15 protein-coding genes are annotated in these 13973 nt (G+C 45.5%); 3 read left to right on the top strand and 12 right to left on the bottom strand.

Translation table 11 applies throughout. The features are described from left to right. Positions 1-3: 3 nt before the first annotated feature. The 11 genes from ACFVQB_RS29265 to ACFVQB_RS29315 form a co-directional block, all read right to left on the bottom strand. Complete coding sequence (locus tag ACFVQB_RS29265; protein ID WP_024631358.1) at positions 4-777, bottom strand: sigma-70 family RNA polymerase sigma factor; 774 nt, start codon at positions 775-777, stop codon at positions 4-6. Then, positions 774-1226: an anti-sigma B factor RsbW gene (rsbW, locus tag ACFVQB_RS29270; protein WP_110001626.1), complete on the bottom strand. Its 453-nt coding sequence runs from the start codon at positions 1224-1226 to the stop codon at positions 774-776. Before rsbW ends, ACFVQB_RS29265 begins: the two co-directional genes overlap by 4 nt. A gap of 18 nt (positions 1227-1244) precedes the next feature. Then, a complete protein-coding gene (locus ACFVQB_RS29275; protein WP_053778980.1) occupies positions 1245-1583 on the bottom strand; it encodes an STAS domain-containing protein in 339 nt (112 codons plus the stop codon). Positions 1584-1669: 86 nt separating this feature from the next. Then, on the bottom strand, positions 1670-3346 hold the full coding sequence (locus ACFVQB_RS29280) for a response regulator (RefSeq protein ID WP_379447742.1): 1677 nt from the start codon (positions 3344-3346) through the stop codon (positions 1670-1672). Positions 3347-3362: 16 nt separating this feature from the next. Beyond that, positions 3363-4235 (bottom strand): CheR family methyltransferase, encoded by an 873-nt coding sequence (locus tag ACFVQB_RS29285; RefSeq protein ID WP_379447744.1) that lies wholly within the window; start codon positions 4233-4235, stop codon positions 3363-3365. Positions 4236-4306: 71 nt separating this feature from the next. After that, complete coding sequence (locus tag ACFVQB_RS29290; RefSeq protein ID WP_379447746.1) at positions 4307-8026, bottom strand: response regulator; 3720 nt, start codon at positions 8024-8026, stop codon at positions 4307-4309. After that, on the bottom strand, positions 8023-9192 hold the full coding sequence (locus ACFVQB_RS29295; protein ID WP_379447748.1) for a PP2C family protein-serine/threonine phosphatase: 1170 nt from the start codon (positions 9190-9192) through the stop codon (positions 8023-8025). Before ACFVQB_RS29295 ends, ACFVQB_RS29290 begins: the two co-directional genes overlap by 4 nt. Positions 9193-9376: 184 nt before the next feature. Then, positions 9377-9544 carry a hypothetical protein gene (locus ACFVQB_RS29300; RefSeq protein ID WP_379447754.1) on the bottom strand — a complete coding sequence of 56 codons (168 nt, stop codon included), beginning with the start codon at positions 9542-9544 and terminating at the stop codon, positions 9377-9379. A gap of 38 nt (positions 9545-9582) precedes the next feature. Next, entirely contained in the window at positions 9583-9927 is a 345-nt protein-coding gene (locus ACFVQB_RS29305) for a YflT domain-containing protein (protein WP_064640589.1), read from the bottom strand. Positions 9928-10020: 93 nt separating this feature from the next. After that, on the bottom strand, positions 10021-10554 hold the full coding sequence (locus ACFVQB_RS29310; protein WP_379447757.1) for a hypothetical protein: 534 nt from the start codon (positions 10552-10554) through the stop codon (positions 10021-10023). A gap of 66 nt (positions 10555-10620) precedes the next feature. Further along, positions 10621-11133, bottom strand: coding sequence for a DUF948 domain-containing protein (locus ACFVQB_RS29315; protein WP_379447759.1), 513 nt, complete (start codon positions 11131-11133; stop codon positions 10621-10623). A gap of 219 nt (positions 11134-11352) precedes the next feature. On the opposite strand from ACFVQB_RS29315, the gene ACFVQB_RS29320 reads away from it, so the two are divergent. Then, positions 11353-11517, top strand: a complete 165-nt coding sequence (locus ACFVQB_RS29320) for a DUF1328 domain-containing protein (protein ID WP_017692264.1) — start codon at positions 11353-11355, stop codon at positions 11515-11517. 400 nt (positions 11518-11917) lie between these two features. Next, a complete protein-coding gene (locus tag ACFVQB_RS29325; protein ID WP_379447761.1) occupies positions 11918-12421 on the top strand; it encodes a hypothetical protein in 504 nt (167 codons plus the stop codon). A gap of 105 nt (positions 12422-12526) precedes the next feature. On the opposite strand, the gene ACFVQB_RS29330 is transcribed toward ACFVQB_RS29325, so the two are convergent. Then, complete coding sequence (locus ACFVQB_RS29330) at positions 12527-13417, bottom strand: cation diffusion facilitator family transporter (RefSeq protein ID WP_379447763.1); 891 nt, start codon at positions 13415-13417, stop codon at positions 12527-12529. Positions 13418-13709: 292 nt separating this feature from the next. Between ACFVQB_RS29330 and ACFVQB_RS29335 the strand changes: the two genes are divergently transcribed. Further along, positions 13710-13898, top strand: a complete 189-nt coding sequence (locus ACFVQB_RS29335) for a hypothetical protein (protein ID WP_113055388.1) — start codon at positions 13710-13712, stop codon at positions 13896-13898. Positions 13899-13973: the final 75 nt, after the last annotated feature.

The raw sequence follows: 13973 nt of genomic DNA on the forward strand, positions 1-13973 counted from the left end.
ATCTCATAATAATGAAGCATTCGACATAATCTGTTTTAATTTCTCAGTGGCTCGCTTCTGGATACGGGATACACTCATTTGGGAGACTCCCAACTTTTGAGCAATTGCCCGCTGCGACTGGCCATCCTGAAATGCCAAAATAAGCACCTTTTGTTCCTGTTCCTTCAACTGTCCCAATGCCTGCTGCAAATCCATCCGCTTCTCAACCGAATCGAAGTCATTTACATCAGAACTGATCAGTTCACCCAAAGTGGCTGCACTCTCATCCTGTGATAGCGGAGAATCCAGTGACACATAGTGGTAACATTCCCGACCAGCCAAGACCTCGATGGTTTCCTCAGGGGTTAAATCCAGGTATTCAGCAATTTCGTTCACACCTGGTGAACGCTCCAGCTTCACTGTCAATTCATCAATGGCATGCTGGACAAGTGCTCCCTTTTCCTTAATTCTGCGGGGCACCTGAATATACCAGGACTTGTCCCTTAAATAATTCTTCATATGACCGATCATGCTCTTCATGGCATAAGGTTCAAACGGAATACCCAGATTGATATCGTATTGCTTCAGCAAACGAATCAGAGCCATCTGCCCGGTCTGATACAAATCCTCATACAGATCGGGTCGATTCCGCGCAATTTTACCTGCTGCCATCTTCACCATCGGTTCATATTTGCGGATAAGAACTGTTGCAATTTCGTTATCCTGGGTTTGCTGGTATTCCCAGATCAAACCTATTGCTTCAGACATGGACTCTGGGGGAGTCACTTTTTCATTCATACTTTCTCCTCACTTCTTGCAAGACGTTTTACGAGTACTACTTTCGTACCTTTGCCCGTCTCACTTTCCACACTGACATCGTCCATCAGAGCTTGCATCAGGTAAAATCCAAGTCCACCGATTTGGGCATCTGTCAGCTCTTTGTCGTGAAGGCCGGCACGGGATACCGCCGGGTTAATGTTCTCGAAGCTGGCTCCTTCATCTTTGACGGTAATAGCCAGCGTGTCACTATCCACTTCGAACACAACCTCAACCATGCCGCCTTCGTGTGAGTAAGCATACAGTACAGAGTTGTTACAAGCCTCGGATACAGCAACCTTCATATCCTCAATGTCCTCATAAGAAAATCCCATTTTGGACGCAACACCATATAAATTGAGTCTTACAATATCAACGTAATCAGCTGTCGCCGGTAAATTAAGGGTGACTCTTTGAACTTCTGCATTCATTCCTTTTTCGATCCTTTCCTATTGGGAATTCTTCTGTGAGACAAAGAATTTGGCAATACCCGTCATATCAAAAAGTTTCTGAATTTGCGCAGGAACTTCCTGTACTTCAAAGCGAGCTTCCATTCCATGCCGTGCTTTCAGAACAGATAACAGGATTCCAATCCCTGTACTATCGATGTACTTCAAGTCTTGCATGTTAATGATCAAATCTTGTTCCTTGTTGTCCACTAACGGCTCCATCACCAAACGGAATTCAGGAGCAACCGACAAATCCAGTTCGCCAGTCAGATACACCGTGCACACGCCGTCATGTGTTTCTGTTCTTGCATTGAATTTTTCATTTTTATTTGTATTCATTAGACATCTCTCTCCTGATCAATGGTTTCTTTACCTAATAACCCATCTACAGCACATATGAAACAGTAATCGAATTAGCAAATATTTCAATTGGCCTGATTTATGGCCGATGCGTTGGATTTGAACACTTGCCTTTCTTCCTGATATCGGGACAACTTCTGTTTCACATTGCCCATTTTCACAGGTTTGCTGATGTAATCGTCCATACCTACAGTGGAACATCGCTGTTGAATACCATCCATGACATTGGCGGTCATCGCTACAATAACCGGCTGCTGGTCTTGAGGAAGGCTCTCACGAATTCTGCGAGTACATTCCAATCCATCCATCACGGGCATCTGCAAATCCATAAATATATAATCATAGTTGCGGTTCGCCAAAACCATCTCCAGCGCCTTCTTGCCATCTTCGGCGATATCTGCGACGAGTCCAAGCTTGCCCAGCATAATGGACATTAGTTTCTGATTAATTGGGTGATCATCGACGATTAATACGCTTGGATGCATTTCATCATTTTTTTTAATGTCCGTAAGCTGATCTTCCCCTATACCTGTCGTCAGCTCAGTCTCGACATACCGCTGCGCCTGAATGGTAAATACAAACGTTGCGCCACGCAGTTCCGACGTATCCAGATATATTTGTCCACCCATCATTTCAACGAGCGTTTTGCATATAGCCAGCCCCAGACCGGTTCCACCATACTTGCGCGTCATGGATGTATCCAGTTGGGAAAACGGCTGGAACAGACGATCTACTTTGTCTAGCGCTATGCCTATTCCTGTATCTTTTACAGCAAACTCCAGCGTCATTCGCCCGTCTTTCTCCTTACTAACGGATACGATCAGATACACGCCGCCATGGTCCGTGAACTTGATGGCATTGGCAATCAAATTCAACAAAACCTGGCGAAGCCTTGCCATATCTCCATAGATCAATTCGGGTACCGAATCTTCCAGGAAATATTCCAGCTCAATATTCTTTTTGCCGGCTTCTGCCGCGAATAGCCTCAGTACTTCACGAATACAGGAAACAAGTTCGAATGGATGCTCTTCCAGCTCCATTTTGCCGGATTCCATCTTGGTGAAATCAAGAATATCGTTAATCACCGTAACGAGTGCATCGGCACTGCGACGGACAATATCCGCGTATTCCTTCTGATCTTCTTTCAAATCCGTTTCCATTAACAGATCAACCATACCAATGACACCATTCATCGGCGTACGAATCTCATGACTCATCATAGCAAGGAACTCGGTCTTCGCGTTTGCAGCGATTTCCGCTTCCTCTTTAGCCTGAATGAGCTGCTGATTCATTTTCTCTAGTTCTTGTGTCTTCTGATGCAGCAGCATCGTCTGTGTTTTCAAACGTTTATTCGTGATAAACATTTCTACAAAGCCCTCGATTTTGGATTTCAAAATCTGAGGGATAAACGGCTTGACCATGTAATCAATGGCCCCTGCGGAATAACCTGCAAATAAGTGCTCTGCCTCTCTGCTGTTCGCAGAGATAAATATGATTGGCACATCCTTGGACTTGTCACGCGCCTTAATTAATTTTGCTGTCTCAATTCCGTCCATCCCAGGCATCTGCACATCCAGCACAATGACCGCAAATTCATCTTTCAGCAAACAGCGAAGTGCCTCTTCCCCGGAGGTTGCTTTGACGAGCTTGTACTGTTCCGATTCCAGAACCGCTTCGAGAGCGAGCAGGTTCTCGGGGCGGTCATCTACCAATAATATGTGGATTGGTTCATTGAGCCCCATGACTAAGCCTAACCCCCTATTTAATCTTCCGGTATATTTTTTCCGTCCGGTCTAACGGCTCGTAGGCATCGCTGTATTCCGTAAAATGTATCGATTCTTTGGACCCCAGAACAAGGATGCCGAAGTGGCTCAAACTTTCATGAAAAAGTCCGTGTACATGGTTCCGCAGTTCATCATTGAAATAAATCATGACATTGCGGCAGAAGATTACATTAAACTCGTTAAATGACCGGTCTGTTGCCAAATTATGTTCGGCAAAAATAATATTTTTCCGTAAATAAGGATGAAATATAACGGAATTATATTTCGCGGTGTAATACTCCGAAAATGCGCGGGTGCCCCCGGCTTCCAGATAATTAGTAGTATATAATTTCATTTTCTCAATACCATATACGCCTTCCTTGGCCTGCTGCAATGAGCGATCATTCATATCTGTTGCGTATATTCTTGCCTTGTCGTACAGTCCTTCCTCATGCAGCATAATCGCCATGGAATAGACTTCTTCTCCTGTAGAACAGCCAGCATGCCATATCCGGATATATGGATAAGTCCTCAGCACAGGAATAATCTGTTCCCGGAAGAACCGAAACAAGGTTGGATCACGAAACATTTCCGTTACAGGGATGGACAGATTCTGTACAAAACGATCAAATACAGCACGGTCATGAAGCACCTTCTCCTGTAAACCTGAAATGGTCTTCAGTCCTTCGGCATGTACATAATGCCAGATTCTGCGTCTTAACGACGGTAATGCATAGTTCCTAAAATCATATCCATATAAACGGTGCATACCTTCCAACAGCAACTCGATCTCGATCAGTTCACGCTCTTCATCTTGCGGCATGCGGATCGATTCTGCCTCCGCCTCGGTAGGTTCCCAGGGTGTCATATCTTCTCTCCACTTCTTCATTTGTTACTTGCGTAATAGATGTATTGTCTTTCATTACCCAAACTATCGGGTTACGAATACAGCCATACCCGCATCAAGGATAACAATTGATCCGTTTGGATCGGTTTTTTTACATAATCGGATGCTCCAGCCTCTATACACTTGCCACGGTCATCTTTCATCGCTTTAGCGGTTAAGGCGATAATAGGCAATTTTTCGAACTTTGGTATCTGTCTGATCCGTGTCATGGCCTCATAACCGTCCATTTCCGGCATCATCATGTCCATTAATACCAGATCGATTTCCGGGTTCTTATCCAGAATCTCCAGAGCTTCACGACCGTTCTCCGCAAATGTCACATCCATGCGATAGCCTTCAAGCACGCTTGAAAGGGCAAATACATTACGAATGTCGTCATCCACAAGCAGTATTTTCTTCCCTTCAAACAAGGTTTCCTTGTTATGCAGCTTCTGCAGAATTCGACGCTTATCTTCCGGCAGGTTAGCTTCTACCCGGTGCAAGAACAAGGTCGTCTCATCGAGCAGACGTTCAGGTGATTTCACGTCTTTGATGATAATGGACTCCGCGTATTTGCGAAGCTTCATCTCTTCTTTGCTGTCCAGCTCTTTGCCTGTGTAAATAATGATCGGCAGATCATTCAGATACTGATCATCCCGAATCTGGTCCAGCAGCTCGAATCCGGTCATATCTGTCAGCATCAAGTCCAGAACCATGCAGTCATAGCGTTGACTGTGTAATTCATTCAAGGCCTCACTGCCAGTAGACACTGCTGTAATTGCGACATCATCATGACCAATCAGCTCAATGATGGCTTTTCGCTGTATTTCATCATCTTCCACAATCAATAGGCGTTTCAATTGATTTTCTGTATAGGATTCGATATGCGAGAAAGCTTTATCCAGCGAATCTTTACTGGAGGGTTTTTTCAGATAAGCAATGGCTCCCATCATCAGACCTTGTTTCATATCATCAATTACCGAGATGACATGCACCGGGATATGACGAGTCGCCGAGCTGCTCTTCAGTTCACCCAGAACCGCCCAGCCATCCATCACAGGCAACTGAATATCGAGGATGATCGCATCCGGCAAATATTGACGGGCCATTTCGAGTCCTTTGTCTCCCTGAAGCGCCACAATAGCCTTAAATCCTCTGCCTCTTGCCATATCCATCAAAATGTGCGCAAAATTCACATCGTCTTCAATGATGAGTAGAATTTTGTCACCTTCCGAGAGGTTCTCCTGATCATCTTCCAATTGTACAGGCACAGGTGAGTCGGATTGAGGCAGTTCCATGAATGAACTGCTTTCCGGATCAGGCGTGAGTACAGTTTGTCTGCCTGAACGCATCGTCCGTGAGTCTCTTCCAGACTTTTCAATGTCAGAAGAAGCAGCGGCTTCTCTTGCCGCATCGTTCACCTGAACTTCCTCTTCGTGGTTATCCGGCAGGAACAAGGTGAAGCAACTGCCCACACCTTCGGAAGACTCCACCTGGATGGCACCGCCAAGCAGGCGGGCAAGTTCGCGGCTTATGGACAGTCCCAGGCCCGTTCCGCCATATTTGCGGCTGGTTGTGCCGTCCACTTGCTGGAATGCTTCAAAGATCAGATCCGTTTTATCGGATGGAATTCCGATCCCGGTATCCTTCACGGTAAACCCTACATATTCCTGGTTCGTATTCAGGTAGCCAGGAAGGTCATCTGTCTTCATCTTCCGTCCAATCAGGCTTACAGATCCCCGGTTGGTAAATTTGAACGCGTTCGACAACAGATTTCGCAAAATCTGTTTGACGCGATGGCTGTCGGTATATACCCATTCCGGCAAATTGCTGTCGAACTCAATGTTCAGGCTAAGTTCTTTTTTATTCGCCATTGGGCCAAAGTTCTGTTGAACAAAGCTGGTCAGTTCTTCCATCCGCACCGTTTCATAATTGATATCCATTTTGCCTGCATCCACCTTGGACAGATCCAAAATCTCATCAATCATTTTCAGCAAGTCCGCACCGGACATATAGATCGTCTGGGCATATTCCTGCTGTTTAACACTCAGGTTTCCATCCTTGTTCTCCGATAACAATTGGGACAGAATCAAAAGACTATTAAGTGGTGTACGCAATTCATGCGACATATTTGCCAAAAATTCGGACTTGTACTTGCTCGTCATCGACAATTGCATGGCTTGCTGTTCCAACTGTGTTTTGGTTTTCTCGATCTCGTCGTTCTTCTCTTCCACTTCTCGCACCTGTTCTTCCAGTGCACGAGTCTTGGCAATCAGTTCGGTATTGAAATGCTCCAATTCTTCCTGTTGACGCTGTAACAGCTCTTCAGAACGTTTGAGAGCTCCCGTCTGTTCTTCCAAATTCTCATTGGAACGGCGCAGCTCCTCTTGCTGTGTCTGAAGCTCTTCGGATTGCACCTGCAATTCCTCAGTAAGCGCTTGAGATTCACGCAGCAATTCCTCCACCCGCAAACGACGACGAACGTTGTTCAGAATAACGCCCAGATTCATAATCAGCTGCGAGAACAACTGTGTATGCAGATTGGTGAACCCTTCAAACGAAGCCAGTTCGACAACACCAATCAGTTCATCCTCAAATACAACAGGATAGATCATCACACCGGAAGCATGTGATGATCCCGTTGCTGATCCGATGTTCACATAATCCTCCGGAGTTTTTCCCAGAATAATTGGCGTCATATCCAACGCGGCTTGACCAATTAATCCCTCGCCGATACGGTAAACCTCTTTGCCAACATCTTCGTTCTCTTCAAACGCGTAGGCACCATAACGTCTCAGTTCGTCCGGATGCTTCTCTTCATCAACCAGGTATACGACACCCAGTTGAGCTCCAAGTACAGGTGTGAATTCACTGATAAACATCTGTGAAATCTGACGAATCGACCCTATACCCCGTAACAATTCCGGAACTCTGGCAATGTTGGAACTCATCCAGTTCTGATCCTGCTGCGCTTGTAAATAAGCTTTCTCGACTTCCAGTTTTTCTTCCAAATCACTGGAGACATCCTTGAACACAGTGGCAATCTGACCAATCTCGTCGGTAGACTTCACCTGTATGCGGCGAATGGTTCGATAACGACCTTTTCCAAAGCTGTTAATCATCATGGACACGGTATTCAGTCCCCGTGTAATGCTTGGCAGAACCCACATAATGACACCCAATGCAAGTAGCAATCCGGCAATCATGATAGCTACTGTAATCTGTACCGCGCGCATATAGGCTGCATTCGCATCCTTAATCTCGGTATCTATCTCCTGGTCCTGATAACGGGACAGGGCATTCAGGCTGTCTACAGCTTCCTTTTGCACCGCCAAACCGGTTGAATTCCGGTAGCTATTAGCATCTTCCGCCCGATTCTGTGACATCAAACTGACCTGTCTTGCGGCATAAGCATTGTAAGCTTCCCAGGCCGTATTCACACGATCCACCAGTTGATGCTCTGGTGCGCTGTCCGCCCGATTCCGAACTTCCTCGAGGTAGCGTTCGCCCTTTTCCTGCATTTCCTTCAGATCGCCGTCTGCGGCACTAATCGAATTATTGGGATTCAGCAACAAGTTAGCCAGCACTTTGGCTATATCATTGACCTCTCCACGTGCAGCAGAAGTATATCTGACTTTGAGGTATCGCTCCTGATACATCTGATCGAGCTGTTGATTGCTGCTGTTCAGCCGTTCGTAACTCACAAACGTAAGCACGATCATGATGGCCATCAGAGCGGTAAAGCCAATCAGCAGTTTATTTCTGATCTTCATTCAGCTTCGACCCCTTTATTTAAGGTAATCCACACCAAACATTTATCATCATCCCGCTCCTGCGGAATTTCATCATCGAAGAACAACGCCTGCATAGCCGCTTCATCCCACTGATGGGAGCTCGCCAGTTTTTCCTTCAGAAACGCCTGCTGCATTTCCTGATCGCCCTGAACAGCTTCAGTCAAACCATCTGTATAAAGTGCAATGTGCCCATCGCCTTCATAGTGAATCGTTTGTGGTTCAATATCCATCTTGTCGAACAGACCTACAGGACAGCAGACGCTGTCAAACGTTGTCACACTTCCGTCGTGACGGAAAAAGAGTGCCGGTGGATGGCCTGCATTAACATAATCAATCCGCTTCATTCGTGTATCTACGACCAGATATATCGCTGTAAAATAGTACTGCACCAGCTGTTTTTCCAGATGCAACTGATTAAAGCGACGATTCAGCTCCTGAATAACCTTCTCCGGGTCCACATAAGTTGTAACAGTATCTTTCAGCACGGAAGCAATGAACATGGTGAATAGGGATGAAGATATCCCATGCCCCATCATATCCAGCAGCAGTACCCCATATCTGCCTTCACCAAGCGGGTACCACGAATACAGATCACCTGCAAGTTCAAACGAAGGTTTATAAATGGCATTAACGTGAAACAACGGATCTTCAATAGCGGGACTTAACACAGCATTCTGTACCATCGCCGCAAGTTTCAGCTCATCCTGAATACGCTGATCACGCTCTTTATGCCAGTCCTTCTCCTGCTTCAGACGAAGCGCAAGACGGATTCTGGCCATCAGTTCGACTTTGTTAATTGGTTTGGTCACATAATCGGATGCACCTGCATCCAGCGCCTCGGCCAATTTCTTGGAATCTCCGATCGCAGTTACCATAATAATAGGTATATCCTTGAGATTTTCGAATTTCTGTACAATACTGCATGCTTCGATTCCATCCATCTCCGGCATCATCATATCCAGCAAAATCAGGTCAATATCCGACGGCTTGGGACGAAGTTCATTGTTTTCCTCACCAATCCCTAGGACTTCAAACATCTCCATAGCAGAACTTGCCGTTACAATGTCACGATAGTTTTCTTTTTTCAGAATTTCTCGAATGATAATGACATTCGTCGGATTGTCGTCAACAATAAGTATTCTCATTTCTATCTCCTTATCTGTGGCGTCCGGGTTTGTCGATTCTTATCAGGTCAGCTAACAACCTTAATTATACAAATTTCGCATACAACACAGCGGTAGACATAATAATTCCTAGTCTAACTATAATCGTATTATCAGAAAACCTCTATCAGTAAATGGCACCATCGCAGGAGAATTCCCCCGCCTGTTACCCTGTTTTTGCTGCGTTTTGATCCCGCTTCCAAACTTGCAAAAACATAGATAAGGAATGGGGATATCCCCATTCCTTATCTATGTTTTTGGTTAAGCATTCTGCTTCATCAACTTGAAAGCTCTTTTGATTGATGCAAAATACTTGACTCTGAAGCTTGTCCATTTTCAGAAGGCTCCAGCTTACGTGTGTGTATCGGCTAACTATTCTTTCTTTTTGGCAATCACAAGTACTTTGCCTTTATCGAGTTCACTCTCGTAAAAATCTGCCTCAGCTTCGGTGAAGCCCATCGAAACAATTTTGGCCCGTAGTTCATCACCGCGGGAGCGGAACAGATTCGCCAAGGAATCAAATACGCCTTCTTCCTTGATGCCAATCTCTTTGGCATCTGCCGTATCGGCAATCCGATCTGTACGATCCTTTTCATGGGCTAGAACGAAGATATGATCAGCAAGGTACCCGGTAATCTGCAACTCTTTCACCGCTTCTACCGCTTGGACTCCGTTTTCTACCACTTTTGCATAAGCTTGCGCATTGGTTGAATTCATCGTTTCCACTCTCCTCTGATTAATCTTCTTTATCGAGCTACTTAGTATATAACCATACGATATCGGGTTGAAACGCTTCTGGATTAACCAATCCTAGGAAACCGATTCATCAAATAGGTCTATTCCTTCAATATCATTGGAGCCTGGCTTCATATAAACCTTCAGCGCCTGATTTCCACGAAGAAACACTTCTCCATCCTCTGCTACATAATATGGCTTGCCCAACACATCTCGAATGGCCTCAATATTCATATCAATCCATTCCTGATTAAGCTTCAAACGTTTCTCGGATGAATCAATATGCACATAATTGACCACTCCTGTATCTTCGCAGAGCCCAACCGTTACATCTTTGAATTGGTACTCAGGGCAACCCAGATATGGATCATGTTCCTTATGAACCGGTTGGCCTTTATTGGCTAAAATATCGTTGATGCTGTCATCCAGAGAAATGTCATTCAGAGTCCGAAAGTGCTGGACAGGTCCGGATCGATCAGCAGCCAGAATGATCTCTGGTGTCTCCTCTTCCACTACCGTCCATTGCATATCATGAGCAGCGGGTACCGCTGCCGGTTGAACGGAAAAGGGAGAAATTACGCTAAACATAACAAGCAGTAGTTTCATCATGATTCTCACCCTTTCATCAGGTTCATCACCGCTCTGAAGACTTCTATTGATTACAAAACGGTCATGCTATTTCCGCATACGTTGCCATACATTAGCAGCTACATCCACATATTTCAGCCAGCTTTTCCCGCCCTTGGCATCATCATGATATGTAGCTTCATAGGATTGCAGTGTCCGATCTGTCGGTGTAGCAGGCGGCGTCTGTACTACATTCGCTACTTCTGAACGTTTGCTCTGCTCACTGCTGCTGCGTTTCGTCTGAAACTTGGCCATCAGAGTGGATGACACCTGCTTAGCTGCTTCCGTTACTTCGTTCAGCACTTCACCCAAATTTTGTACAGATTCCATAACGGGATCAATTTGTTTCATTTTGTGCTGCACATCAACCGTAATATCATTGGCATGCCTTACCGTCTGTTTCACTTCATAACTTAGCTCATCAATGGTCTTCTGAACTTCCTGCAGTGTCTGTGACACATTGTCGAGTGACCCCTGAGCGGACTTTAAGGTACGGATTAAAAAGAATACAAGTACTGCAAATGCAATTGCAATTAAAGCCACGCTAATTTGATAGATCATAAAAGAACCTCACTTTCCAGTATAAATCGGTTTTGTTATTGCTTAGTTACCCGACCGATTCCGAGGCGAAACAAATAGGATATCAACTGTAAAAACAACCCCAACTGGTAAAATATCGCAATGTTTCAACCCGAAAGGCCTCGGTTAAAGAACAACTACACACGGCAGTGAGACGAACACTTCTCGCTACCAAGTTCTATAAACGAAAGGATGATACTCATGTTGAAATGGTCGGTACTATTTCTAATTATTGCTCTTGTTGCAGGTATTTTCGGATTCTTCGGTATCGTAGAAGCAGCTGCTTCTATTGCCAAAGTACTCTTCTTCATCTTTGTTGTACTGTTCGTCATCTCCCTGATTACGGGACGCAGCCGAATGCGATGAATGGGGCTTCCCAATTATGATCAGCACTCGATACATACAAAAGCCTATCGCGCTTGCAAAAGCCGGTAGGCTTTTGTGCGTTCATAATATCTTTTTTGCAACAATTGTTCCCCCAAGCACATTGCGACATATCTCTATTATGTATTACGCTCCCTTCTGGTCTATTCCATCGCTTCTCCCCGATTACATCATAAAAACAGGACCATTATGACATAGCCAACCCGGTTTTCTCCCACCGAAGTATGATATATCCAGGCTCCCCTTATACCCACCTATGCTCCAGTTGACACTGGAGAATCCAAGAAAATATTGTTATAATTTGTGATTCACAAGTGAGCTTACTTGGTTACTTTTAACACAGGACAACAAACTACATACCTAAACCGAGGAGGAAAAACAAATGAAAAAAATCGTAAGCTTTGCCGCTGCTCTGACTTTGATGGGTTCCATGGCTGCTGCCGCAGGTGCTGAGGAAGCGGTTACCGGAACGGTAGCTCCAGAAACGGGAACACAGGCAACCACAACAACGCCGGCTGTTGAAGTGAACAAACCTGCTGTAGACACTGTAGAAGGCACAGCTGAGACCGTAACTGGCACAACAGAAGACACAACGGGTACGGAAGGTACGTCAACGACTACTGAAACAACAACGTCAACAAAGGATGACAAAATCTTCGATGAACCTGTTGTGAAAGCAGGAGATGAGGTTCTGGTCCCTACAATGCTGCTCAACCTGTTGGAGCGCACATGGTTCTATGATGCACCTAATGGCAAACCAATCGGTGCACTGGGTTCCCAAGTCATCGATACGACAGGTGAAGTTGTAGATGGATTCGACGGCGGTCAATGGGTACAAGTATATACATGGAAAGGTAAAGCCTGGATCCACGTTGCTATTCAATAGTATCGTATAATCGTTCTAACGATAAGTAAAGAGGACAGCACGCAGGCAGCGGCTGTCCTCTTTTTCATTTCATATGCGCTTATTTCCGGTTGGTCCCTCTCGGTTTCAAGGGCTTCCTGTCGTGCCTTCTTCCATCTGCGGCTCCACATGCACATGTACATGCATAATATTATGTGAACGTTTCAAGCGCTCTTCAACCCGGTCACAGATCTGATGACCTTCGATCAGGCTCAGTCTTCCATCCACCTCAATAACCACGTCCACCAGTACATGACTGCCATGCACACGCGCCTTTACGTCCTTGATCATTTCCACACCAGGAACCCGAGCCACAGATGATCTTAGGTCTGTCAGTTCTTTCTGATCAAATCCGTCTGTCAGACGATGTGTTGAATCACGGAAAATCTCCCAAGCAGTCTTACAAATCAGCAGACCTACAGCTATTGCAGCCACTTTGTCCAACCAAGGAAGTCCAAATTGTGCACCGATGATTCCGACCGCAGCCCCTATGCTGACCCAAGCATCCGAACGATTATCTTTGGCTGCAGCCATCAGGGCCTGACTGTTAATTTGTTTGGCCAGACGATGATTGTAACGATATACGCCCAGCATTACCAGTGCACAGACAACCGCAACGGCTGCCGACCACAGGTTCGGTGCTACAAAGTTCCCTTCATACCAGGAACGAACCGCTTCAACCAATACCTGCAGGCCAACCATGGCCATAATAAATGAAGCAATTAGGGCAGCGACTGTTTCCGCTCTAAAGTGACCATAGGCATGATCGGAATCAGGTGGCTTCTGGGATATGCGAAGTCCAATCAATACCGCAACAGACGCAACAATATCAGTAAGGTTATTAAAACCATCCGCCAGCAAAGCGCTGGAAGCAAACAAATATCCGCAGATCAATTTAAAAGCAGACAAGACCAGATAGGCCACAATACTGACCCAAGCCCCACGCTCTCCTTTGCGTATTTCTTCATAGGCGTTCAAACCGGGCGACACTCCTTTAACGTTTCGTATTACGGTTGTTCCATGTTACCAAATGCGTACCGTGTGGGTCTATAGAAACAGTGTTGCCAAGCTGCATTGCTGTAGGAAAGCCGAAACAAAGTTGCCAGACCGCAGGGCTGTAGGTGAAGAGAAAAAATGTTGGCCCAGTCAAAAAAGTGAAGGATTTCAGCATTTTATCAGGTTGCCCTTGTGGGGCTTTTGTAAAACGTATAAAATGAGTACATCCCGTCCAATTCGGACGGCTTACTGTAAGACCGGGAGGGAAATAACGATGAGCGATAATAACGAACCGAAAAAGATCAGTTTGCAGGATGCCATACGCCAGAAACTGGCACAGAAGAAAGAACAGGCAAACACGGGTAACCAGTCCAGTGCCTATTTTGAAGGCGGCCCCAAAGCGATGAAGAGCCAAAACAACAAAAAGCCTAACAATCAGCGCCGCCGTACTGGCGGGTCCTAGACCGCAAGAAGCTCTTGTATGAGATGTTTCTATGGTTACAGGATCACCCTGTATGACCAAAAAAGAACCGCAAGC

Source organism: Paenibacillus sp. NPDC057886, assembly GCF_042796655.1.
Classification (GTDB): Bacteria; Bacillota; Bacilli; order Paenibacillales; family Paenibacillaceae; genus Paenibacillus.

What these genes read in the sequence shown, in the direction of transcription:
- ACFVQB_RS29265 (WP_024631358.1), bottom strand. Translation starts at nt 777, where the DNA reads ATGAATGAAAAAGTGACTCCCCCAGAGTCCATGTCTGAAGCAATAGGT.
- rsbW (WP_110001626.1), bottom strand. Translation starts at nt 1,226, where the DNA reads ATGAATGCAGAAGTTCAAAGAGTCACCCTTAATTTACCGGCGACAGCT.
- ACFVQB_RS29275 (WP_053778980.1), bottom strand. Translation starts at nt 1,583, where the DNA reads ATGAATACAAATAAAAATGAAAAATTCAATGCAAGAACAGAAACACAT.
- ACFVQB_RS29280 (WP_379447742.1), bottom strand. Translation starts at nt 3,346, where the DNA reads ATGGGGCTCAATGAACCAATCCACATATTATTGGTAGATGACCGCCCC.
- ACFVQB_RS29285 (WP_379447744.1), bottom strand. Translation starts at nt 4,235, where the DNA reads ATGACACCCTGGGAACCTACCGAGGCGGAGGCAGAATCGATCCGCATG.
- ACFVQB_RS29290 (WP_379447746.1), bottom strand. Translation starts at nt 8,026, where the DNA reads ATGAAGATCAGAAATAAACTGCTGATTGGCTTTACCGCTCTGATGGCC.
- ACFVQB_RS29295 (WP_379447748.1), bottom strand. Translation starts at nt 9,192, where the DNA reads ATGAGAATACTTATTGTTGACGACAATCCGACGAATGTCATTATCATT.
- ACFVQB_RS29300 (WP_379447754.1), bottom strand. Translation starts at nt 9,544, where the DNA reads ATGGACAAGCTTCAGAGTCAAGTATTTTGCATCAATCAAAAGAGCTTT.
- ACFVQB_RS29305 (WP_064640589.1), bottom strand. Translation starts at nt 9,927, where the DNA reads ATGAATTCAACCAATGCGCAAGCTTATGCAAAAGTGGTAGAAAACGGA.
- ACFVQB_RS29310 (WP_379447757.1), bottom strand. Translation starts at nt 10,554, where the DNA reads ATGATGAAACTACTGCTTGTTATGTTTAGCGTAATTTCTCCCTTTTCC.
- ACFVQB_RS29315 (WP_379447759.1), bottom strand. Translation starts at nt 11,133, where the DNA reads ATGATCTATCAAATTAGCGTGGCTTTAATTGCAATTGCATTTGCAGTA.
- ACFVQB_RS29320 (WP_017692264.1), top strand. Translation starts at nt 11,353, where the DNA reads ATGTTGAAATGGTCGGTACTATTTCTAATTATTGCTCTTGTTGCAGGT.
- ACFVQB_RS29325 (WP_379447761.1), top strand. Translation starts at nt 11,918, where the DNA reads ATGAAAAAAATCGTAAGCTTTGCCGCTGCTCTGACTTTGATGGGTTCC.
- ACFVQB_RS29335 (WP_113055388.1), top strand. Translation starts at nt 13,710, where the DNA reads ATGAGCGATAATAACGAACCGAAAAAGATCAGTTTGCAGGATGCCATA.